The sequence below is a fragment of the Oscillibacter sp. 1-3 genome, from assembly GCF_000403435.2.
Lineage (GTDB): Bacteria > Bacillota > Clostridia > Oscillospirales > Oscillospiraceae > Oscillibacter.
The window spans coordinates 25,102-47,895 of the sequence record NZ_KE159710.1 but is presented as its reverse complement, the minus strand read 5'-3'; the positions used below and the strand labels follow the sequence as shown (position 1 = coordinate 47,895).

24 protein-coding genes are annotated in these 22,794 nt (G+C 59.7%); 5 read left to right on the top strand and 19 right to left on the bottom strand.

Annotated elements, in window-relative coordinates; translation table 11 throughout:
* Positions 1-14 precede the first annotated feature (14 nt).
* The 8 genes from C816_RS16010 to C816_RS15975 form a co-directional block, all read right to left on the bottom strand.
* Positions 15-1,031: a D-alanyl-D-alanine carboxypeptidase family protein gene (locus tag C816_RS16010; protein WP_242832225.1), complete on the bottom strand. Its 1,017-nt coding sequence runs from the start codon at positions 1,029-1,031 to the stop codon at positions 15-17.
* 118 nt (positions 1,032-1,149) lie between these two features.
* Entirely contained in the window at positions 1,150-1,548 is a 399-nt protein-coding gene (gene ytfJ / locus C816_RS16005; RefSeq protein ID WP_016323447.1) for a GerW family sporulation protein, read from the bottom strand.
* Between the two features lie 21 nt (positions 1,549-1,569).
* Positions 1,570-2,232, bottom strand: a complete 663-nt coding sequence (locus C816_RS16000; protein ID WP_016323446.1) for a DUF2953 domain-containing protein — start codon at positions 2,230-2,232, stop codon at positions 1,570-1,572.
* Between the two features lie 37 nt (positions 2,233-2,269).
* Positions 2,270-2,908 carry an SMC-Scp complex subunit ScpB gene (gene scpB, locus C816_RS15995; RefSeq protein WP_016323445.1) on the bottom strand — a complete coding sequence of 213 codons (639 nt, stop codon included), beginning with the start codon at positions 2,906-2,908 and terminating at the stop codon, positions 2,270-2,272.
* 39 nt (positions 2,909-2,947) lie between these two features.
* On the bottom strand, positions 2,948-3,715 hold the full coding sequence (locus tag C816_RS15990) for a segregation and condensation protein A (RefSeq protein WP_242832224.1): 768 nt from the start codon (positions 3,713-3,715) through the stop codon (positions 2,948-2,950).
* Positions 3,716-3,736: 21 nt separating this feature from the next.
* Complete coding sequence (locus C816_RS15985) at positions 3,737-4,396, bottom strand: site-2 protease family protein (RefSeq protein WP_016323443.1); 660 nt, start codon at positions 4,394-4,396, stop codon at positions 3,737-3,739.
* Positions 4,397-4,477: 81 nt separating this feature from the next.
* Entirely contained in the window at positions 4,478-4,972 is a 495-nt protein-coding gene (locus C816_RS15980; RefSeq protein WP_016323442.1) for a GNAT family N-acetyltransferase, read from the bottom strand.
* Between the two features lie 5 nt (positions 4,973-4,977).
* Positions 4,978-5,433: a hypothetical protein gene (locus C816_RS15975; protein ID WP_016323441.1), complete on the bottom strand. Its 456-nt coding sequence runs from the start codon at positions 5,431-5,433 to the stop codon at positions 4,978-4,980.
* A 101-nt stretch (positions 5,434-5,534) separates the two neighbouring features.
* Between C816_RS15975 and C816_RS15970 the strand changes: the two genes are divergently transcribed.
* Positions 5,535-6,497, top strand: coding sequence for an RluA family pseudouridine synthase (locus C816_RS15970; protein WP_016323440.1), 963 nt, complete (start codon positions 5,535-5,537; stop codon positions 6,495-6,497).
* Between the two features lie 37 nt (positions 6,498-6,534).
* On the opposite strand, the gene C816_RS15965 is transcribed toward C816_RS15970, so the two are convergent.
* The gene (locus tag C816_RS15965; RefSeq protein WP_016323439.1) at positions 6,535-6,837 is read right to left on the bottom strand and encodes a PadR family transcriptional regulator; all 303 of its coding nucleotides are present in this window, start codon (positions 6,835-6,837) and stop codon (positions 6,535-6,537) included.
* Positions 6,831-7,706, bottom strand: a complete 876-nt coding sequence (locus C816_RS23885; RefSeq protein ID WP_155979062.1) for a DUF1700 domain-containing protein — start codon at positions 7,704-7,706, stop codon at positions 6,831-6,833. The genes C816_RS15965 and C816_RS23885 overlap by 7 nt, the downstream gene beginning before the upstream one ends.
* Positions 7,707-7,945: 239 nt before the next feature.
* Between C816_RS23885 and C816_RS15955 the strand changes: the two genes are divergently transcribed.
* From C816_RS15955 to C816_RS15940, 4 genes are all read left to right on the top strand, one after another.
* Positions 7,946-9,124, top strand: a complete 1,179-nt coding sequence (locus C816_RS15955; RefSeq protein ID WP_016323437.1) for an ABC transporter ATP-binding protein — start codon at positions 7,946-7,948, stop codon at positions 9,122-9,124.
* On the top strand, positions 9,114-9,968 hold the full coding sequence (locus tag C816_RS15950) for an ABC transporter permease (protein WP_016323436.1): 855 nt from the start codon (positions 9,114-9,116) through the stop codon (positions 9,966-9,968). Before C816_RS15955 ends, C816_RS15950 begins: the two co-directional genes overlap by 11 nt.
* Positions 9,965-11,962: an extracellular solute-binding protein gene (locus tag C816_RS15945; protein WP_016323435.1), complete on the top strand. Its 1,998-nt coding sequence runs from the start codon at positions 9,965-9,967 to the stop codon at positions 11,960-11,962. Before C816_RS15950 ends, C816_RS15945 begins: the two co-directional genes overlap by 4 nt.
* Positions 11,963-12,151: 189 nt before the next feature.
* Complete coding sequence (locus tag C816_RS15940) at positions 12,152-12,547, top strand: thioesterase family protein (protein ID WP_016323434.1); 396 nt, start codon at positions 12,152-12,154, stop codon at positions 12,545-12,547.
* A gap of 59 nt (positions 12,548-12,606) precedes the next feature.
* Here the strand turns inward: C816_RS15940 and C816_RS15935 are convergent, their stop codons facing one another.
* The 9 genes from C816_RS15935 to C816_RS15895 all read right to left on the bottom strand — a co-directional run bounded on the left by C816_RS15935 (position 12,607) and on the right by C816_RS15895 (position 22,727).
* Positions 12,607-13,119, bottom strand: a complete 513-nt coding sequence (locus C816_RS15935; protein WP_016323433.1) for a ferritin — start codon at positions 13,117-13,119, stop codon at positions 12,607-12,609.
* Between the two features lie 84 nt (positions 13,120-13,203).
* On the bottom strand, positions 13,204-13,374 hold the full coding sequence (locus tag C816_RS24585; RefSeq protein ID WP_207636944.1) for a hypothetical protein: 171 nt from the start codon (positions 13,372-13,374) through the stop codon (positions 13,204-13,206).
* Positions 13,375-13,810: 436 nt separating this feature from the next.
* Positions 13,811-17,800 carry a PolC-type DNA polymerase III gene (locus tag C816_RS15925; RefSeq protein WP_016323432.1) on the bottom strand — a complete coding sequence of 1,330 codons (3,990 nt, stop codon included), beginning with the start codon at positions 17,798-17,800 and terminating at the stop codon, positions 13,811-13,813.
* Between the two features lie 6 nt (positions 17,801-17,806).
* Complete coding sequence (locus C816_RS15920) at positions 17,807-18,013, bottom strand: hypothetical protein (RefSeq protein WP_016323431.1); 207 nt, start codon at positions 18,011-18,013, stop codon at positions 17,807-17,809.
* A 112-nt stretch (positions 18,014-18,125) separates the two neighbouring features.
* Positions 18,126-19,163, bottom strand: a complete 1,038-nt coding sequence (gene ispG / locus C816_RS15915; protein WP_016323430.1) for a flavodoxin-dependent (E)-4-hydroxy-3-methylbut-2-enyl-diphosphate synthase — start codon at positions 19,161-19,163, stop codon at positions 18,126-18,128.
* The gene (locus C816_RS15910; RefSeq protein WP_016323429.1) at positions 19,160-19,678 is read right to left on the bottom strand and encodes a GNAT family N-acetyltransferase; all 519 of its coding nucleotides are present in this window, start codon (positions 19,676-19,678) and stop codon (positions 19,160-19,162) included. Before C816_RS15910 ends, ispG begins: the two co-directional genes overlap by 4 nt.
* Before the next feature lie 11 nt (positions 19,679-19,689).
* Positions 19,690-20,748, bottom strand: a complete 1,059-nt coding sequence (locus tag C816_RS15905) for a M50 family metallopeptidase (RefSeq protein ID WP_016323428.1) — start codon at positions 20,746-20,748, stop codon at positions 19,690-19,692.
* The gene (locus C816_RS15900) at positions 20,745-21,896 is read right to left on the bottom strand and encodes a 1-deoxy-D-xylulose-5-phosphate reductoisomerase (protein ID WP_016323427.1); all 1,152 of its coding nucleotides are present in this window, start codon (positions 21,894-21,896) and stop codon (positions 20,745-20,747) included. The genes C816_RS15905 and C816_RS15900 overlap by 4 nt, the downstream gene beginning before the upstream one ends.
* A 15-nt stretch (positions 21,897-21,911) precedes the next feature.
* Positions 21,912-22,727: a phosphatidate cytidylyltransferase gene (locus tag C816_RS15895; protein WP_016323426.1), complete on the bottom strand. Its 816-nt coding sequence runs from the start codon at positions 22,725-22,727 to the stop codon at positions 21,912-21,914.
* Positions 22,728-22,794 lie beyond the last annotated feature (67 nt).

Below are 22,794 nucleotides of genomic sequence, written 5' to 3'. Positions count from 1 at the left end.
CTTTAACTCCATCCTCATTCCGGCAGTCCTGTTTTCAGGGTGCTCATGGCGGTCCTCAGTTCCGGCGGCACCGTTCTGCCGCACAACAGATCCACCCGGCCCACCTCCGCGCCGTCCAGCGTAAAAACCGCCTGCCCCACCGATGTGCCGGCCAGCACCGGCGCGGCCAGGGGCCTGTTCAGCTCAATCCGGGTCTCCAGCCACTCCCCCGCCCCCACGGGCCAGGAGAAGCTGCCCGCCGCCGTCAGCGGCACCGTGCCGGACACGCCGCCTTGTACCTCAGCCGTACCCACCGTGTGTCCCAGCACCGCCGCCCGCTGGGCCGGGTAGGCGGAAAATCCGTACTCAAAAAGTGCCTGGTGGTCCGCCCAGTCATTGCCGTCCTGGAGCGTCACCGCTACCAGACGCTGCCCGTTTCGCTCGGCACAGCTGACCAGCGTCCGGCCAGCCGCACGGGTGTATCCGGTTTTCAGGCCGATGCAGCCGTCCATATAGCTCAGGAGCTTGTTGTGGTTGGTCATGGTGCGCCCGCCGGCGGTCACCGTCCGGGTGGAAGCGATGCGCACCAAGGTCTCGTTCTGCACCGCCGCGCAGGCCAGGCGGGCCATGTCCCTGGCGGTGGAATAGTGGTCCTCGTGATCCAGGCCATTGGGATTGGCGAAGGAGCTGTGCTCCATCCCCAGCTCCCTGGCCGTCTCGTTCATCAGCGCCACAAAACCCGCCTGACTGCCGCCCACGTGGCCCGCGATGGCCACGGCGGCGTCGTTTCCGGAACAGAGCATCAGGCCGTAGAGCAGCGTCTCCAGCGTCAGCTGCTCCCCCTCTTTCAGATACATGGAGGACCCCTCGGTCAGCGTGGTCTCGTGGTCGACTGTCACCACGTCGCCCAGGTTTCCCTCCCGAATTGCCACCAGCGCTGTCATGATCTTGGTAGTGCTGGCAATCAGCATTTTCGCGTCGGCGTTCTGCTCATAGAGCACCCGTCCGCTGTTCACATCCACCAGAATGGCGGACGCAGCGGAGGTACTCACCGCGTATGACCGACAAGGAAAAGCGCTGTATAGTATAAGGACTGCAGTCAGGCAGCAGAGTATACGCTTTGGCAAGAACCATCACCTCGTTTTTTACGGTGATGGTAGTATACCCCCATTACTCCAAATCTTTATCTTCTTTTTTGTCGAAAAATTTTTCCACACGGTCCAGCACGTCCGGGACCATCTCCACCACCCGGTCCACAGTGGACACCGGCGGCACCGCCACCGGCAGTACGCGGGTAATGCCGTCCTTGATGACCAAGAACGCCACCGGAGCGATGTTCACCCCCGCGCCGCTGCCGCCGCCAAAGCTTCTGGGCTGGACCTTTCCGTAGTCTCCGCCGCCGCAGCCAAAGCCCAGACTAACTCTGGAGATGGGAATCAGGGTCACGCCGTCGGGCGTGGTGATGGGCTGCCCCACGATGGCATTGGTGTCCGCCATCTCCCGGACCTTCTCCATAGCGGAGCGCATGAGATCATTGAGAGGGCTCTTCTTTTCCACATTGTTCTCCATACTAAAACCTTCCTTCCCTTATCACGCCGCAGCGCCGGATTTCTCCGGTGCCGGCTTCTTCTTCCGATGCTGCTTTATATAACGCAGAAGCCACCGCAGCGCCGGGACAGCAATCCCCAACCCCACGGCAAACGCCGTTCCAATGCGGATTGTAATACCCAGCGTTCCCTCCATCCGGTTTTTATCCGCTTCAAAATCCACCTCTGTGTGAATACGGGGGTCCCGGATGTCCAGCAGCTGCTCCAGGACAGGCATTCCCGACCAGACGGCGGCATTGAGCTCCCCGTAGAGCTTCGCGGCGGCGGCCGGGTCCTCCTGCCCGCCAAGAATCAGCGAGAGACGCAGGGGGGCTATGCGGACGCCCCGGCGGGTGCGGCCCAGAGCTCTTTTCAGCGGCGGGGCCAGCGTTTGCACCGCATCCCAAATCTCCCCCAGGGAGAACTTCGGAAAAGCCCTCCTCTTCTCCCCCTCCGCACGATCTGCGCCGGAGGATGCTTTTTCCTTCTTTGGGGGCTTTTTCTTCCTGGGCCGTCTCTTCTTTCCAGGAACAACCTGAAAGCGGAGCCAGCCGGCCTTTACCTCTACGCGCAGCGTATCCCCCAGCGTGACCAGCACGCCGACCCGTGTCCAGCACAACAGCGCGATCAGCAGGATCAGAACACCCAATATCCAGCGCCAGTCCACAGGCCGCCCCCTCTCTAATCAGCAATCCCCGCAGCCCTTACAGACCTGCCTCCGAGCCGCTTTCACCCTCTGCCGGGGTCTCGGCGGTCTCCTCCTCTTCGAGCTCCGGATCAACGACCTCGCCGTTTTCATTGAGACGCATCTGCCCCTCCACGCCGAAGTCCGGCAACTCTGGGAGATCCTCCAGATTGGTCAGGTGAAAAGCCCGCAGGAACTGTCTGGTAGTGCGGTACAGGCGGGGCCGCCCCGGCACCTGGAGCCGCCCGCACTCCTCGATCAGCTTCCGGTCCAGCAGCAGGCTCATCGTGTAGGAACTGTCCACGCCCCGGATCTGGTCCACATAAGCCCGGGTGGTGGGCTGGTAGTAGGCGATAATGGTCAGCACCTCCAGCGCCGGCTGGCTGAGCTTTGCGGGCTTGCGGATCTCAAAGGCCCGGCGGACGGCGTCCGCATGATCCGGGGCGGAGCACAGCTGCCAGCTGTCCTCCATGTGTAGCAGCCGAATCCCCCGGCGCTCGTAGGCGTAATAGTCCATCAGCTTCTGCAGGATCTGCTCCGCCGCAGGCCGTTCCAAGCCTAGGGCTATGCAGACCCGCTCCGTCTGCACGGGTTCGCCGGAGGCGAACAGAATCGCCTCTACGGCGGACTCGATCTCTTTTGTCTCCAAGGTTTCCAAGGTCGTTCTCCATTTCCGATATATTAATTATTTATTGCACTATATTGTCAAGTCTTCCGGGTATTCCCCCTCCTGCCGGACAGTGCACTCCGTCTCAGAGCCGTTCAGCCGCAGAACATGGGCGCGGCAGAGCTCCAGTACCGCCAGGAAGGTGGCCACCACCTCGCTGCGGCTGCGGTTGCCCCGAAACAGCAGGTGGAACCGGGTGACACCAAACGTTTTCAGCCTCTGCAAAATCTCCCGGGCCTTGTTCTCCACCGGATACGGCTCATGCTGAACGATGTCCTGGAAGGCCGTTCTGGGCGGGGGCAGCGCCCGCTCCGCCCTGCTTTGGATCTCTGCCATAGCCAGAATCAGATCCGCCTGAACGTGGTCGTACTCGTAGATCTTTCCCCGTTTCACCGGCTCTGGGGGCCGGGTCAGAATGTTCCGCCCGAACTCGCTCATGGGGGACAGCTGCTCCGCTGCCGCCTTGACCTGGACATACTGCTCATTCCGGCGGCGCTCCTCCAGGGACTGGATCAGGGCGTCCATCTCGCTCTGGGCCTCCTCGTCCTCAATGGAGAGGAGCATCCGGGTCTTGATGTACACCAGATGGGAGGCCATGGTGACAAATTCACTGGCCACCTCCAAATCCATGCCCTGCCGCACCGCCAGCCACTCCAGGTACTGGTCGCAGATCAGGGAGATGGAGATGTCCTGAATCTCCATTTTGTTCTTGCCCAGCAGAAACAGGATCAGGTCCAGCGGTCCCTCAAAGTCCTGCATCTCCTCTTTTGAGCGGACCACCTTTTCCAGTTTGAACACGGGATTTTCCAAAGCCACACCTCAATAAAACAAGTTGAACAGACCTCTGTACACGGCCATGATGCCCCAGCTGATTACCGTGCTTCCAACACCAGTGAAGGAGAGCAGAATCAGCGCCAGCATCCCATAGCGCTCATAGCGCATGACGCGGAAGTACGCCTCATCCGGCAGCGCCGCGCCCAAAACCTTTGCGCCGTCCAGCGGCGGGATGGGCAACAGGTTAAAAAGCCCTAAACCCACAGACAGCGGCGCAAGAGTGTACAGGCAGAACATAAATACAGCTTCCAGCGCCGGGTGATAATATCCGCAAAGGTAAATCACTTTACTGATCGCAATTGCCAACACTGCCAGCAGAAAATTGGATACTGGCCCCGCCAGGGCGGTCAGCGCCATTCCCCGCTTGGGGTCCTTGAAATACCTGGGGTCCACCGGCACCGGCTTAGCCCAGCCGAAGCCCACCGCAAACATCATCAAAAGGCCGAACCAGTCGATATGCCGCAGGGGGTTCAGAGACAGACGGCGCCTGGACTTGGCGGTGGGGTCCCCCAGCGCGCAGGCCGCCAGCCCGTGGCAGGTCTCATGCACCGTCAGGCACAGCAGGACCGCCGCTATCCGCGCCGCAGCGTCCCTCATGGAGCCCAGGTCCAGGGCGTGAAACAGGTTTTCCAGATAGTGCAGCATGAGGCCTCTCCAGTCGTCAAAACCCAAAATATAGAAGCATTATACCAAACATCCGCGCAAAATACAAGCCATTAGACCAATTTATGGAATATGGCGGCAATAGGCCAGCTCCCGCACCGTTTTTCCGCCGATCACATCCTCCCGATGTGCCCCGCAGAACTGAAAGCCAGCCTTCTCATAGAAGGCCCTGGCCTGCCGGTTTTTCCACAGTACCCACAGAAAGATGTCCCGGTATCCTCCGGACACAAGCGCCGAGACCGCCGCCTCCAGCAGGCGTTTTCCGCGGCCCTGTCCCATAAACTCCGGCAGGAGATAGACGGACACGATCTCTCCCCAGCCGTCAAACTCCGGAAAACGGGAGGCGCAGCAGCTGGAGGTGCCGACGTACCGCCCATTCTCCAACATGACCAGCGTGGTCATCCCCTCGCTGTCCAGATGGGCGGCCCACCTCCCCGCCGGGATACTCTCCAGATAATCCCTGGGCAGAATATCCCGGTAGGCGTACTTCCAGCTGGCCTCGTAGATCCCGCTGACGGCCAGACGGTCGTCGGCCGCGTTCAAGTACCGGACCTCCATGTGCCTCACTCCTCGTCCCTGCGCCTTCTTCCCAGTTCAATACCCATGATGGTGTCCCGGAATCCCCGCTTCAGCTCCTGATAAGTGGCTGCGCCGTATGTGTCCTTGGGCCAGCGGGCGGTCCAGCCGTCCCGCAGCATTTCGCAGAGGGTCTGGCACATGGGCTCCGGCAGCTCCAGCAGCATGGGAGAGAGATAGTCCACCGCCATCTGCTTTTCCATCACCCGGACCGCCGCCCGGTTCCAGGGACGCTGGCGCTTCCAACCCGCCTCAATGCCGTCCAGAATTTCGCCGGCAAGGCGCTGGAGCCCCTCCTCCCCCGCCTCTCCGACAGCCTCCAGATAGCTGGGGCCAAACCGGTCCGTATAGGCCCGGAATGCCTTCTCATAGGTCCGCTTCCGAAAATCGTCGATCCAGGGCTTCGTCTCCTGAACGGCCCGGCAAAGCATCTCCATATCCATGCTCTCTACCTCCAGGTTTTCTAAATTCCTGCCTTCCCAGGCTTTACAACTCCTGGAAGAACAGGTATGATAAAGACAATTCCACATTCCGGGAGGTCTTTATGCGGGAATTCACCATAGGAAAAAACGACGCCGGACAACGGCTGGACCGCTTCGTGTCCAAGAACCTGCCCCTGCTTCCCCCTGCCCTGCTGCAAAAGTACATCCGCCTCAAACGGATCAAGGTCAACGGCAGGGGGGCCAAGCGGGACGTGCGGCTGTGTCCCGGCGATGTTTTACAATTATATATCAATGACGAGTTCTTTGACAAGCCCAACGAGGAAAATCTCTTCCTCACCCTGTTTCAGCCGAGGCTGGACATCGTCTACGAGGACGAAAATCTGCTTCTGGCAGACAAGCGCCCCGGCCTGGTGGTTCACGCCGACGAGACAGAGAAGGTCAACACCCTCATCAACCACATCCAGGCCTACCTCTACCAAAAAAAGGAGTGGAACCCCCGGTGGGAGAACGCCTTCGCCCCGGCCCTCTGCAACCGCATTGACCGCAACACCGGCGGCATTGTCATCGCCGCCAAAAACGCGGAGACTCTGCGAATCGTCAACGCGAAGATCCGGGACCATGAGCTGGAGAAGTCCTACCTCTGCGTCACCGTGGGCCGTCCCAGACCAGCCGCCGGAAAGATCGAGGGGTTTTTATTAAAAGACGAGACAAAAAAGCAGGTCTCCTTCTACCGCCGCCCAGTCCCCGGAGGCCGCAGCGCCGTGACGCTGTATGAGACCCTGGAGAGCCGCGGGGAGCTGTCCCTGGTGGAATGCCGCCTCCTCACCGGGCGCACTCACCAGATCCGGGTCTCCATGGCGGAGATCGGCTGTCCCCTGCTGGGAGACGGCAAATATGGCTCCAGCGACGTAAACCGGCGCTATCATGAGACCCGTCAGGCGCTGTACTCCTACAAGCTGGCCTTTCCCCTTCCCACGGACGCCGGAATTTTGAACTACCTGCGGGGCAGAGAGTTCACGGTTCCCGACGTGCCTTTTGTGAAAAAGTATTTTTCGGACCGCTGACGAAGGGTCCGTCCGTATGGACGGGCCCTTCCGTCTCTCATTGTATCCCCAGGACGGACAGGGCGTCCCGCATATCCCGCCAGACCGTCAGCAGGGCGGCATAGCGGTCCTGTCCCGCCTCGGTGAGACGGTAGTATTTCCGAACCGGACCGCCGGAAATCTCCCCCTGGTAGCGCTCCGTGGCCCCCTCCCGGCAGAGCTGGCGGAGGATGGCGTAGAGGGCGCTCTCCTGCACATCTGGGAAAACATCATGGAGGCGGCGCAGAAGCTCATAGCCGTACTGGTCCCCCTGGGCCATCAGGTGAAGAAGGCACAGCTCCAAAAGGTCGCGTTTCAGCATAGGGAAACCCCCGTTCCAACGAGGCCCAGAGCGGTGATGGCGACGTACTGCAGCAGAATGCGCGCCTGCCATCCGGCAGAGCCAAACGATACGTCCATGCTGCTCCACAGTGCATAGATCGACAGCCCAAGAATGCACCCGGCCAACGCCAAAATGTACACCGCCCGCCAGCGGCGGTCCGTCATCCGGGCTTGCACCAGGGCAAACATTCCAATGGCCCCCATGACAAACATATCCAACGTCATTGTCAGCCGCATAGCGTCCGCGATTTGGTAGGTCATTGCCTCCAAAATCTCCGCCGGCTCAGCTAAAATAATCCAGGCGACCAGCCATTGAAATGCTATCCCGATCAGCAAAAAGACCAGAAGCAGCACGGCCCCTTTGGGCAGGGTCCGTCTCCTTCCCTCTCCGCTCCCGCGCCGGAACCAGACTAGGGCCAGCGCCGTGCCCGTCACAAAGAATCCACTGCGAAAGGGTGCGATTGTGTCGCAGAGGCCAGGGAACCACCACAGCCAATCTACGCCATACGCCTGAAACCGAAAGATTGCCATACCTGACAGCACACTCAGCACCGGCAGCACCGCCGGAAGCAGCACACAGGCCGCCAGCACGGCAAACACAGCCACCCACCGCCGGTAAGCCCTCGTCTGGGCCAGCTGCCGCGCGGCCTCCCAGGGGCTGCCTAGGTCCCGCCGCAACGCCTCCTCGCTCCTGCCCTCCGCAATTTCCCGATAGTCCTCCAGCACCTCCGCCGCCTCTGCCGGCGGCAGACACCAACGGGCCGCCCGGGACATCCTGGAGAGATAATCCCGCTCCATCATAGCCGCTCCTTTCAAAACTACTGTAAAAAACACAGTAGGTGTTGTCATGAGTATACATCCTCTCCCCGCGGAAGTCAATAGAACTACTGAAAAAAAATCAATAGTTCCCATGCAATAATTCCCTTGACTTTTCAGGCCGCTTCCGTTATCATGCAGATATTGCTGAATTTCGACGAGAAAGGTTCCCCCTCAACAGAGAAAAGAGGCGTATGATTCTTGAACACCGCCGCGGAAGGCATTTTCAGCGGCGCTGTTATAAAAATTACTATTGAAATGGGGGAGGATACATGTCCAAAGAGTTGATTCGCCTGCGGAACATCTGCATGGCGTTTGACGACGAACTTGTATTAAACAACATCAATCTTTACATCAATGACAAAGAATTCCTCACACTGCTTGGACCCAGCGGGTGCGGCAAAACCACCACGCTGCGGATGATTGGCGGCTTCACGACACCTACGTCGGGAGACGTCCTCTTTGACGGTGTGAGGATTAATGACGTTCCGCCCCACCAGCGGCAGATCAACACCGTGTTCCAGAAATACGCGCTGTTCCCGCACCTGAACGTGTTCGAGAACATCGCCTTCGGCCTTCGGATGCAGCGCCGCCCGGCCCCCTCCGATCCCAGGAAAAAGGTGAAGATCCCCGAGGAGGAAATCCGGGAGCGGGTTTTGGAGATGCTGGAGATTATCAGCCTCAAGGGCTTTGAAAACCGCAGGCCCGACGCCCTCTCCGGCGGCCAGCAGCAGCGGGTGGCCATTGCCCGGGCGCTGGTGAACAAGCCCAAGGTTCTGCTTCTGGACGAGCCCCTGGGCGCGCTGGACCTGAAGCTGCGCAAGGATATGCAGATCGAGCTCAAGCGCATCCAGCAGCAGGTGGGCATCACGTTTATATATGTCACCCACGATCAGGAGGAGGCCCTGACCATGTCGGACACCATCGTGGTCATGGACAAGGGCTCCATCCAGCAGATCGGCACACCGGAGGACATCTACAACGAGCCGAAAAACGCCTTTGTGGCAGATTTCATCGGTGAGTCCAACATCATAGACGGCGTTATGGTCCGGGATCAGCTGGTCCAGATGTACGGCCGCCAGTTCCCCTGCCTGGACGGCGGCTTTGGACCCGGCGAACCGGTGGACGTGGTCATCCGGCCCGAGGACATCGACATTGTTCCCGTGGAGCAGGGCCAGCTGACAGGCACCGTCACCAGCGTCACCTTCAAGGGGATGCAGTACGACATCATCGTGGACTTTAAGGGCTTCAAGTGGCTGATCCAGACCACGGACCACAGCCCCGAGGGCGCCCGTATCGGCATCAAAATCGACCCTGACGGCATTCACGTCATGAAAAAGAGCCAGTACTCCGGCATGTTCGGCGACTACTCCTCCTTCTCCGATGAGTACGACGAGTTGGACGACGCCAGCCTTGCGCTGGATGAGGAGGAGAGCGGGGATGAAGAATAAGCTCTCCCGGCTGGCCGTTCCCTATGTGGTTTGGATGGCCCTCTTTGTAGTGGCGCCCATTGTCATGGTCGTGGTCTACGCCTTCACCGCCGCAGAGGGCGGCTTTACCCTGGATAATTTCTCCCGGATGGGACTGTACGGGGTGGTGTTCCTCCGCTCCTTTAAGCTGGCCCTGGTGGCCACAGTCATCTGCCTGATGATCGGCTATCCCGTATCCTACATGATGAGCAAAGAAGGGCCCCGGTTCCAGCGGGCCGCCATGGTGCTTATTATGCTGCCCATGTGGATCAACTTCCTGCTGCGTACCTACTCCTGGATGTCCATTTTGGAGAACAACGGCCTGCTGAACCAGCTCTTTCAGAGGATTGGTCTCATCGACCTGTACAACAGCCTGTCCGGGGCAAACCTGGAGTACTTCCCCATGATGAATACCCAGGGGGCGGTGGTGCTGGGCATGGTGTACAACTATCTGCCCTTTATGATCCTGCCCATCTACTCCGTCATCGTCAAGCTGGACGGCTCTCTCATCGAGGCCGCCCGGGATCTGGGGGCCAACGGCCTCAATGTTTTCCGGCGGGTTATCCTGCCCCTGAGCCTGCCGGGGGTGCTCTCCGGCATTACCATGGTCTTTGTCCCCTCGGTCTCCACCTTTGCCATCAGCAAAATGCTGGGCGGCGGCACAGAAATGATTCTGGGAGACCTGATCGAGCAGCAGTTCCTGGGCGGGGCCTATAATCCCCAGCTGGGAGCCGCCATATCCCTGGTGATGATGGTTATCGTTGTCGTCTGCATGGTGGTCATGAACCGCTTCGGCGAGGGCGAGGAACAGGCGGTGATGCTGTGAAACGCCGTTATTCCGCTATGAGCCGCGTCTTTACGGCGCTGGTGTTCCTCTTCCTCTATGCGCCGATTCTGCTGCTGATCGTCTTCTCCTTCAACAAGGGCAACAGCAACACCGTCTGGACCGGCTTTTCCCTGGACTGGTACAAGTCCCTGTTCCACAACCGCCTCATCATGCGCAGCGTGTACACCACGCTGCTGGTCTCCCTGCTGGCCACGGCCATCGCCACCTTCGCCGGAACCTTTGCCGCCATCGGCTTTTACAGTCTCCGCCGCAGACCCCGGGCCGTGCTGAACACGGTGAACAGCATTCCCATGATGAACGCTGACATTGTCACCGGCGTCGCCATGTGCCTGTTCTTTGTGGCCTTTTTCGCCTTCTGGAGCGACTTTGCCGTCTGGTTCAACGGCGTCCAGCACATGGTCACCCTGCCCGCAAGGCTGACGCTGGGCTTCGGCACCCTGCTGATCGCCCATGTCACCTTCAACATCCCCTATGTGATCCTGTCCGTAGGCCCCAAACTGCGGCAGATGGATAAAAATCTGGTGGACGCAGCCCAGGACCTGGGCTGCACCTGGATGCAGGCCTTTTGGAAGGTGATTCTGCCGGAGATCAAGCCCGGCATCGCCTCCGGGGCCCTGACGGCCTTCACCATGAGCGTGGACGACTTCATTATCAGCTACTTTACCGCCGGGTCCTCCAGCTCCACCCTGGCCATGACCATTTACGGCATGACGAAAAAACGGGTGACGCCGGAGATCAACGCCATCTCCACCCTGCTCTTTGTGACCGTACTGCTGCTGCTGGTCATTGTCAATCTCCGGGAGGCCCACATGGAGCGCACCGGACAGCAGGAGCGCCGGCCCAAGCCGGTTCTCCAGCGCCTGACCCGGTTCCTGGACTCCCCCAGGGGAAGATGGTTCCGCCGGGGCGCGGCGGGAGTGCTGACGGCCGCCTTTCTGGTCACAGTGATCCTTCTCACCAGCGCCACCAACGCACAGCCGGTGGTAAACGTGTGCAGCTGGGGCGAGTATATTGACGAGGATCTGATCACCCAGTTTGAGGCGGAGACCGGCATCCTGGTGAACTACCAGACCGCGGAGAGCAACGAGGCTCTCTATTCCCTGCTGAAAAGCGGCGCCGGGGACTATGACGTCATCGTCCCCTCCGACTATATGATCTCTCAGCTGATCGAGGAGGACATGCTGGAGGAGCTGGACTACGGAAGCATCCCCAATTTCTCTCTGGTGGACAGCCGGTTCAAAAACCTGCCCTATGACCCGGAGAACAGATACACCGTCCCCTACGCCTGGGGCACCGTGGGTATTATCTACAACACCACAATGATCGGTGAGCCCATTACCAGCTGGAGCGCGCTGTTTGACGACCAGTACGCCGGAAACGTGCTGATGTTCCGCAACTCCCGGGACGCCATGGCCACTGCCCTGAGCTATCTGGGCTATTCGCTGAACACCACTGACCCCATCCAGCTGCGGGAGGCCTTTGAACTGCTCAAGGACGCCAAAAGCCGCGGGGTGTACCAATCCTTCGTCATGGATGAGATTTTCCAGAAGCTGGAGGGCGGCAACGCCGCCATCGGCGCCTACTACGCCGGAGACTACCTCACCATGCTGGAGAACAACGAGGATCTGGCCTTTGTTGTACCGGAGGAGGGCTCCAACTGGTTCATGGACGCCATGTGCGTCCTGAAAGGCGCCCCCCACTTTGACGAGGCCATGGCCTGGATCAACTTCATCGCCTCCACGGAGGCAAACCTCAAAAACATGGACTATCTCTGGTACGCCTCCCCCAATCAGGAGGCTCTGGAGCAGTACCCGGCCTATTATGAGGAACTGTACGGCGAACCGCTGGACCCGGAGATTTACGAGATCATGGCAGCTCCGCAGGAAGTCCTGGACCGCTGCGAGGCCTATTTGGTCCTGCCCGCCAGCATCCGCGCACTCTACAACGACCTCTGGACAGAGCTTGGGATCTAGGCGGCGCTCGAAAAATGTCAAAGCGCCCAAGCGGCGGATCTTTTTCCGCCGGGCATTCCGTCATTTATCAGACACGGCTTCGCTGGTCTTTGAAAAAAGCAGCCCAAAAAGCTTTTTCGCGCTCTGATGGGCAGAGACTGATGAGATGACACGGCAGCAACGAAAATCTACTGATTTGGAGGTCTTTTTATGATTTTGATCGGAACGAAATGTCAGTTGGAACAGACCGTCACCCAAGAGCTGACGGCCGCCGCCGTGGGCTCCGGAGCCCTGGCGGTATTCGGCACACCCTTCATGGCCGCCATGATGGAAAACGCCGCTCTGACGGCCCTCCAGAACTTTTTGGAGGAGGGTCAGGGCAGCGTAGGCACCCGCCTGGACATACACCACGACGCCCCCACCCCCATCGGCATGAAGGTCTGGGCGGAGGCGGAAATCACCGGCGTGTCGGAAAACGGAAAGATGGTGGACTTCAAGGTCTCCGCATGGGATGAACGCGGTCCTGTGGGCGGCGGCACCCACACCCGGGCCATCATCAACTGCCAGCGGTTTTTGGACAAGTGCAACGGAAAACTGGAACCATAATCCATAAAAAAGGAATCCCCGGAGGAACGCCTCCGGGGATTCCTTTTATGTAAGGCTTTTCACAGACTCAGGGACGGCGCACTGTACACGCGGCCCGCCAGCTCGCTGTTGAGCATATACAGGCTCTTGGGATCGGAACCGAAGAGCTCCATCTTGGAGATCAGGTCGTTGGCATTGTCCTCCTCCTCGCCCTGCTCCTTTACGAACCAGTCCAGGAACTGCATGGTGCGGAAATCCTTCACCTCATAAGCCGCGGCATAGATGTCGTTGATGAGACCGGTGACATACAGCTCGTGCTCCAGACCGGCTTTCAATACGGCCATGTCGCTGTCCAGCGCCTTGTCCGGCTTGGCGATAGCGTCCAGGGTTACCTTGGCGCTGTTGTTGTGAAGGTACTGGTAGAACAGCATGGCGTGATCCCGCTCCTCCTGGGCCTGGATCTTGTACCAGTTGGCAAAGCCGTCCAGCCCCCGGGCCTCAAAGTAGTTGGAAAAATCCAGATAGAGGTAGGCAGAATAGAACTCCTTGTTGATCTGGTCGTTCAGCAGCGCGGCAACTTTTTCATTCAGCATGACAGATGCTCCTCTCTATATTTATAAAAATATTGTACCATATTTTAGGGAAAAAGCCAGTGCAAAAGCAACATAATTTTCAGATCAGCCCTTCAAAACGGACACCTCATCCGCTCTTCCGGCAATCTGAACTCTGTGTACGGCAATCTCGAACCAACATCTCCCCTGCTCCAGGCTGCCGGTGAGCCGGATTCCCCGGCCTCTTTGATTCTGGAAACAGTAGACCTCCGCCTCCCGGCCCCGTTCCTGTGGCAAAGCCGCAGCGAGGCCCGGGGGCTCGACATCGCAGAAACCGGAGACTGCTGTCCTGCCGGAGCACCGTATCGAAAGCCAGATAGAAGCCAGCCTCCTCCCCTGCCTCCGGCCTGCCGAAACAGACCACTCGGGCCTTTCCACCGGACTGGACGTACCGTCTCAGCCTCCGCCCGGCCACCAGGCACGGCGCAAAGCGCAGGGCCAGTGAACGAATATTCCCGCACAGGAAAAGTCCGGCTAGGCCTTGTTTGAAGAATGGCGGAATGCCCAACGGCGAGAGATTTTTTCGCCAAACAAGGCCTAGGAGGCAGAACACCGCCGCCGCCGCGATATAAGGGGAGCGAAGCATCTCTTGCACAAAGAGCGCAAAGAGAAGGAGCGCGAAAAGCAGGACGGCGGCGATCAAAAAGCCTCTTTTTTTCGCGGTCCTCCCGCCTTAAAACAGCGTCATCTGGCTGGTCTCCGCCATCCCCGCGAAAGCCCCCAAAGCCTTCAGCTGCTCAATGTGGGTCTTGGAGAGCTTGCTGCAGCACATGGCAAACTCCTCGATGGAGATGAAATCCTTCCCTTCCCGCTTCTCCGCCGTGTCCAGCGCCGCCGCGTCGCCCAGGCCGTGGACGGAGACAAAGGGCGGCAGCAGTCCGCCGTCTGTCACCAGGAATTTCGTGGCGTCGGATCTGTAGATGTCGATGGTGTCGAAGTGGTAGCCCCGGAGGTAAAACTCATAGCAGACCTCCAGCGTGGTCAGCAGGTTCTGCTCCACGGCGGTGGCGTCCTTGTTGTTCTCAATCTCCCGGATCTTCCGCTTCACCGCATCCTTTCCGGCGCAGCAATACTCCGCATCAAATGCCTTGGCCCGGACGGAGAAGAAGGTGGCGTAGAAGGCCAGGGGCTCATGGACCTTGTACCAGGCAATGCGGAAGGCCATCATAACGTAGGCCACGGCGTGGGCCTTGGGAAAGAGGTAGCCGATCTTGGCAAGAGACTCGATGTACCAGCCGGGCACATCGTGCTCCCGCATGGCCTCCTCCCAGCCAGGCTCAAAGCCCCCCTTCTTCACCTTGCCCTTTCGGACGGACTCCATGATCTTAAAGCTCATCTTGGGGTCCAGGCCCATTTTGATGAGGTACAGCATGATGTCGTCCCGGCAGCCCACCGTATCCAAAACGCCGGCGGTGCCGCTGAGAATCAGGTCCTTGGCGTTGCCCAGCCACACATCGGTGCCGTGGGAAAAGCCGGAGAGTCGCACCAGCGTGCTGAAATCCTTCGGCTGGGTGTCCACCAGCATCTGCCGGGTGAAGCGGGTGTTGAACTCCGGGATGGCCACGGCCCCGGTGGGGCCCAAAATCTCATCGTTTTCATATCCCAGCACCTTGCTGGAGGTGAAGATGGACATAGTGTCCGGGTCATCCAGAGGAATCTTCTGGGGGTCCACCCCGGTGAGGTCCTGCATCATGCGGACCATGGTGGGGTCATCGTGGCCCAGCATGTCCAGTTTTAGGAGATTGGCCTCCATGGAGTGGTATTCAAAATGGGTTGTAATGGTGTCGGAGCCGTCGTCGTCCGCCGGGTGCTGGACGGGGCAGAAGTCCTCCATAGACTTGTCATCCGGCACCACCACCAGCCCCCCCGGGTGCTGCCCGGTGGTGCGCCGGGCGCCTACACAGCCCAGCGTCAGGCGGTTCTCCTCCGCCCGGCCCGCCGTCATGGCGTTCTCCTCCAAGTATTTCTTCACAAAGCCATAGGCGGTCTTCTCCGCCAGGGTTCCAATGGTGCCCGCCCGGAACACCTGGGTCTCGCCGAACATCTCGATGGCGTGGCGGTGGGCCCGGGCCTGGTACTCACCGGAGAAATTCAGGTCAATATCCGGCACCTTGCCGCCGCCAAAGCCCAGGAAGGTCTCAAAGGGAATGTCAAAGCCGTCCTTTTCGTACTTCGTGCCGCACACCGGGCAGACCTTGTCCGGCATGTCAGCGCCGCAGCCGTAGGAGCCGTCCTCAATAAACTCGCTCTTTTTGCACTGGGGACAACGGTAGTGGGGCGGCAGGGAGTTCACCTCTGTGATGCCGGACATGTAGGCCGCCAGAGATGACCCAACAGATCCACGGGAGCCCACCAGATAGCCGTTCTCCAGGGACCGCTGCACTAATTTTTGGGCGGACATATACACCACGTCGTATTTGCCCAGGATGCCGCCCAGCTCCACGTCCAGCCGCTTTACGATGAGCTCCGGCGGCTCCTCTCCGTAGAGCCGGTGGACCTTCTCCCACACCAGGCGGTTCAGATCCTCCTCGGAGTTCTCCAGCCTTGGCGGGAACAACTCCTTAGGCAGCAGCTCAAAGGTCTCAATCTGATCCGCTATGAGGCGGGTGTTGGATACCACCACCTCGTAGGCCTTCTCCTTCCCCAGATAGGCAAACTCCTCCAGCATCTCGTCCGTAGTCTTGAAATAGATGGGCAAAGGCTCATTGGCGTCCGGAAACTTCTTGGACGCCAGCAGGATGCGGCGGTACACCTCGTCCTCCGGCTCCAGGAAGTGGACGTCCCCTGTGGCGCAGACGGGCTTGCCCAGCTCCTCTCCCAGGCGGACGATGGTGCGGTTGAAGTTCCGCAGATCCTCCTCGCTTCTGGCATCGCCGTTTCGGAGCATAAAGCGGTTGTTGCACAGGGGCTGGATCTCCAGATAGTCGTAAAAGGAAGCGATCCGTTTCAGTTCGTCCCAGTCCTTGTGGTCCACCACAGCCTTAAACAGCTCCCCCGCCTCGCAGGCAGAGCCCACGATGATCCCCTCCCGGTGTTCTTTCAAAAGGCTCTTGGGGATAATCGGCACCCGCTTAAAATATTTCAGGTTAGAGGCGGAGATCATCTGGTAGAGATTTTTCAGCCCCACCTTATTCCGGGCCAGCAGGATGATGTGCTTGGGGAAGCGGTTGGACTTCCCCCCCAGAGGCCGCAGCTTCTCCATCTCTCCGTTCACCGCCTGGAGGGTGTGAATGCCCTTTTCGTGGAGCATCTTCCAGAAGGGAATCAGCATATAGCCCACCGTGGCCGCGTCGTCGCTGGCCCGATGGTGGTTAAAGGCGGGCAGGTCCAGATGCTCCGCCACAACGTCAAGCTTGTATTTCCCCAGGCCCGGCAGCAGGTTCTGTGCCAGAATCAACGAGTCGATGTAAGTGGGCTGAAAGTCCAGCCCCGCCTCCCGGCACCCCGCCCGGATGAAGCCGATGTCGAATTCCGCGTTGTGGGCCGCCAGAGGGCGGCCGTTCACAAACTCCAGAAAATCCGCCAATGCCTCTTTGGGCTGAGGGGCGTCTTTGAGCATCTCGTCTGTGATGCCTGTCAGACCGATGATCTCCGGCGTCAGACGGCGGCCCGGGTTGACAAAGGTCTGGAACCGCTCCGCGATCTCCCCGTTTTTCAGCACCACCGCGCCGATCTCTGTGATAGCCTCCCGGTCCACCTTGAGTCCGGTTGTCTCAATGTCAAAGCAGACGATCTCGTCATCCAGGGCGCAGTCCAGAGAACCGTGAACCGCCACCCGGTCGTCCAAGTTGTTGACAAAATAGCCCTCCACGCCGTAGAGAATCTTAATCTTGTCCCCGGCGGCGTGCCACGCGTCCGGGAAGGACTGGGCCACGCCGTGGTCTGTGATGGCAATGGCGGGATGGCCCCAGCGGATGGCGGTCTGGATGACCTCCTTTGTGTCCGTCAGGGCGTCCATGTTGCTCATTTTGGTGTGGAGGTGGAGCTCCACACGCTTCTCCGAGGCAGTGTCCTGCCGGGGCTGGTGCTCGGTGACATTGATGTGGTAGGGGTTCAGCTGGATGTCCTTGCCGTCCCAGGTGGGCTCCATCTTTCCCTGGACGCACAGCCACATGCCTGGCTTGACGGCGCTCTCCAGAGCCTGGGCCTCCTTGGCGGTGAGGTTTTTCTGCACCGTCACGGAGTTTGTGTAATCTGTCATGTCAAAGCTCAGCCGCCACATGCCCGGCCGCCGGGTCTCCCGGCACTCGAAGGAAAAAACCTTCCCCGTCACAACCGCGTTGTTCATCTTCAGATCCAGATCCTTCATAGGCACGGCCTTTGCCTTGATGGGGTTTCCCATCAGCACCTTGCCCACAACGGGCTTGCCGCCCTTCCCCGCCCTGGGAGCAGAGGCGGACGGCGCAGGCCGCGGAGCCTCCGGCGCCTTGCAGGTGACGTCCATCTCCACCCTGGAAAAGCCGTAGACCGCCCGCAGGGCATCCTGAATTCTCTGCAAATCCCCCTCGCTCAGCTGGCTCTTCACCGTCAGCTGGAGACGGATAGACATCTCCCCCTGATCAATGGCGGCGCCGGTCAGCACTGCTCCCGCCAGTTTCAGCCGCAGCTCCGGGGAGAGCTGCAGCTCCGTGAACATTTCAAAAAATGGGATGTTTCTCGACATAGTGTTTTACTGATCTTCCTTCTCTTCGTTCTGAGCCGTACTCCGGTCCTTGATCTGCTTTTCAAGCTCTTCAAAACGCCTGTCCATGGAGACCTTGATCCATACACCCATCATCACAATGGCGGCAACTGAACCAATGGGCCACACCTGCCCGTCAAAAGTCGACATATTGAGGAATACGCCGAGCGCCAGCGCAAAAAAAGCCGCTTTCATAACAAAACCCTCCTACACACGCCAAAACATCAACAAGGACAAATTCACATGGGACAAACATAGGATTTCCGGGCAAATTTTGCCGCTTTGTCATATCAACATCCTCTGGTTCTCACAGCTTCTCAATCTCCTCTATCAAGGCATCCACAAGCCGTTCCTGCGGCATCTTATAAAGGATTTCTCCTTTTCGGAACAGAAGTCCCTCACCCTTGCCTCCGGCAATTCCGATGTCGGCGGCGGCGGCTTCGCCGGGGCCGTTGACGGCGCAGCCCATCACCGCCACGGTGATATTCTTCTCACAGTCCGCCAGCCGCCGCTCCACCTCCTCCGCCATGGGAATGAGGTCAATGCGGGTACGTCCGCAGGTGGGGCAGGCAATGAGGTTCACCCCCTGTTTCCGCAGGCCCGCCGCCTTCAAAATCTTCTTGGCGGCGTAGATCTCCTCCACCGGGTCGGCGGTCAGCGTCACCCGGATGGTGTCGCCGATCCCCATGCAGAGCAGTCCCCCAATGCCCATGGCGGACTTCACCAGCCCCATAGAGGGCGTGCCCGCCTCGGTGACGCCCAGATGGAGGGGGTAATCCGTGCGCTCACTGAGAAGGCAGTAGGCCGCCATGGTCAGCGGCACGTCAGAACACTTGACGGAGATGCAGATGTCGTCAAAGTCAAATTTATTCAGCAGATGTACATGGCCCATGGCGCTCTCTACCAAAGCCTCTGCAGTAACGCCGCCGTACTTTGCCCGCAGCTCCTTTTCCAAAGAACCGCCGTTGACACCGATGCGGATCGGGATGGACTTCCGGCGGCACAGGTCCGCCACCGCCTTCACCCTCTCTTCCCCGCCGATGTTGCCAGGGTTGATACGGATAGCGTCCACCCCCCGCTCTGCGCAGGCGAGGGCGTACTTGTAGTTGAAATGGATGTCCGCCACCAGGGGGATGCGGATGCGCTCTTTGAGCTTGTCCACCGATTCCGCCGCCGCCTGATCTGGGATAGCCACACGGATGATTTCGCACCCGGCATCCTCCAGGACCAGGATCTGGTCCACAGTGGCCTCCACATCGTCGGTTTTTGTATTGCACATAGACTGAATACTCACCGGGGCGCCGCCGCCTACCAGGACATTGCCCACCATCAGCTGCTTTGTCATTGCTCCGCTTCCTCTCTCAGCCTTGCATAGATGCAGGAGTCCAGCAGCTCCCCATTTTTGAATACGCTCTTCTGCTTGATCCCCTCCAGGGTGAAGCCCGCCTTCTCCAGCGCGCCCCGGGAGCCTGCGTTTTTGGCATAGGGCTCCGCATAGATGCGGACAATGTCCCATGCCCCAAAGCCCAGGGCACACATCTCCTTTACGGCGGCGGTCATGATGCCCTGCCGCCAGAAGGGACGCCCCAGCCAGTAGCCCAGCTCCGCACTTCTGCGGTACACGTCATTTCCCAGGAAAAGGCCGATACTTCCCGCCGCCTCACCGTTTACCACAATGGCACGGCACAACTGGCCCCGTCCCTCCATCTCCATGCAGGATCTGATGAAGGACTCAGCGTCCGCCAAGGTATAGGGATTCGGAAACACGTCCCGCAGGTTCCGGGCCACCAGCGGATCGTCAGCATAGGGAACAATGGCGGAGGCATCCTCCGCCCGCCAGGGACGAAGTGTAAAGTTCATAGCCTTTTCTCCTATTGAAACAGCTTGAATACATCATGGAAGGTCACCAGCAGCATGAAGCCCATCAAAACCACAAAGCCCGCCGTGTTCACAGCGGCCTGGTACCGCTCAGGCACCTTCCGCTTAAACAGCAGCAGCGTCAGCTGGTCCACCAACAGGAAGAACACCCGTCCGCCGTCCAGCGCCGGGATGGGCAGCATGTTCATCACCGCCAGATTCACCGCGATCAGCGCGGCGAAATAGAAGATCTGCGACCAGGCGTCCCGCTGGGTCTTCGCCTGGTCTCCCACCTCGGTGATGGCGGAAACAATACCCACCGGGCCGCTGAGGTCCTCCACGGAAGCTCCGCCGGTGAACAGCTGGACCAGACTGAACCGCACCAGCTGGACAAAATCTAAAGCCGTGTTCCAGGTGTATTTCAGCTTATTTCCCAGTGTGGCCTCCTCGGCATACCGGCCCATGTACAGGCCGAAGCCCCGGTAGGCGGCGCCGTCCTGGGCGGTGTAGGTCTGCCGCCGGAGGTCCTTTACCACAATATGCTCACCATCCCGGATGACCTCCAGGTCCACGCCGTCCCGGGCATAGCTCAAAAACATGCTGGAATCCCCCGCAAGATAGGCGCGGTAGCCGTTGATCTTGTAGATCCGGTCCCCGGGCAGCAGCTCCCCCTGCCGGGAAAACTCCGGGGCCAGGTCCGCTATCTGGTCGGTGTAAAAGACCCCCGCCCCGGCGTACAGACACAGCAGAATCAGAAGGCCCGCCAGAAAATTCATCCCCGCTCCGGCCGCCAGAATCAGGAGCTTCTGCCAAAAGCCCTGGCGGACGAAGGAGCGCTGGTCGCCGGTGTCCTCGTCCTCCCCCTCCATAGCGCAGAAGCCGCCAATCGGCAGGGCTCGGAAGGAATACTGTGTTTCTCCCCGCTTCCGGCTCCAGACCGTGGGCCCCATGCCGATGGAAAACTCATTGACCCGCACGCCGCAGAGCTTTGCCGCCAGAAAGTGGCCCAGCTCATGGACCGCAACCAAAACGCCGAATATCAGGACTGCCGCCAGGATATAGATGAGTTTCATGCCAAATGCTCCTTGCTCACGATCTCGCGGGCCGCCCGGTCCGCCTCTAAAATCTCCTCCAGAGAGGGGGCTTTCACCACCGGGAGGGCCGCCATGGCTTTTTCTGTCAAACGAAAAATATCATAGAACCCGATCCGATCCAGCAAAAACAGCTGGACAGTCTCCTCGTTGGCGCCGTTCAGCACGGCGCAGGCGGTACCGCCCCGCCGGGCCGCCTCCTCCGCCAAAGCCAGGCAGGGGAATGTCTCCCGGTCCGGCTCTGCGAAGGTCAGCGGCGGACAGGTCAGCAGATCCAGCGGCTCTGCCGGCGTTTCTCCCCGCTTTGGGTACGTCATGGCATACCGGATGGGCAGACGCATATCCGGCGTCCCCAGCTGGGCCAGCACCGCCCCGTCCCGAAACTCCACCAGGGAGTGAACAATGGACTGGCGGTGGATCACCACGTCCACCTGTTGAAGCGGCAGGCGGTAGAGCCGCATGGCCTCAATGACCTCCAGCCCCTTGTTCATCAGCGTGGCGCAGTCCACGGTGATCTTGGGCCCCATCTTCCAGTTGGGATGTTTCAGGGCGTCCGCCTTTTTCATTCTGCCCGCTTCCGTCCGGTTCATGCCGAAAAAGGGTCCGCCGGAACAGGTCAGGATCAGCCGCTTGATCTCCCGCCGGTCCCCGCAGCCTTGGAGACACTGGAAGATGGCGGAATGCTCTGAGTCCACTGGAATGATCTCCGCACCGCTCTTGTCCGCCGCGTCCATCACCAGCTCTCCGGCACAGACCAGAGTCTCCTTATTGGCCAGGGCAATGCGCTTTTTCTCACTGATGGCGGCGAGGGTGGGCCTCAGTCCCACCATGCCAACCACGGCGGTAACCACCGTATCCGCCTCTGGAAGCACGGCGGCTTCCTCCAGAGCGGCGGGGCCGCCCAAAACTTTGGTATCCGTGTCTTTCAGCCGGACGGCCAGCTCCCTGGCCGCTGTCTCGTTGGTCATAACTGCCAGGCGGGGCCGGAATTTCCGGGCCTGTTCCTCCACCCGTTCTACGCTGCTGTTGGCGGTAAGGGCGGCGACAGTCAGCCCCAGCTGCTCCGCCACATCCAGCGTCTGTCGGCCAATGGAGCCGGTAGAGCCCAGTATTGTTATTATATTCGTCATATCCCCTGTCCTACCTCACCAAATCGAAAAAGCTGCGGGAAAAAGCATGAGGGCGATCTCAACTGTCTGGGCCACAAACAGCACACTGTCAAACCGGTCCAGCACGCCGCCGTGCTCCAGAAAGAGGTGTCCGTAATCCTTGATGCCGAACTCCCGCTTGATGAGAGAAAAGCTCAAATCACCGATCTGAGCCACCACGCCGCAGATGAGGGACAGCAGCACCATAGGGACGGCGGCAATGGACGCGCCGAACCAGCGGTCCATGACGCAGGCAAAGAGCAGGCCACAGACCACGTTGCCCGCAAGACCGCCGACGGAGCCCTCCACCGTTTTCTTGGGGCTGACCTTGGGGGCCAGCTTGTGTCTGCCCAGGGTGAGGCCGGCGAAATAGGCGAAGGTGTCGCAGGCAAAGCTGAGGATAAAGGGCAGGAGGAGCCAGGCCCGGTGGATGCCGGCGGATTCCAGGCGGAGGAAGGCGGAGAAGGACCAGGCGATGGCGATACTGCCAAAAAGCGCAGCCATGATCTGGTTGAACTTCACTTCGCCGCCTTTTTTGATGGCGTAGCCGAAGAAGAGTACCGCCTCAATAATCAAGAGGAGCGCAATGGCCTCAGGCCGGTCATAGTACCACTCCACCACAAACACTGCCGCCACGGCACCCATGCCTGCCAGCTCGCTCCGCTTCACTCCGCTGACGCACTGCTGAAGCTCTATGGCCCCAATGCCCGCCAGGAGGCACAGGGCGGCCAGCATCACAATGGACGGCGCCCACAATACCACCCAAACAAGCACCGGGACGCCCACCACTGCTACCAGGATTCTTGATTTCAAGCTATCACATCCTTTGGTGTACGGCTCGCTTCGCATCGCCGCAATCCGCAGGAGCTCTGCCCCTGCA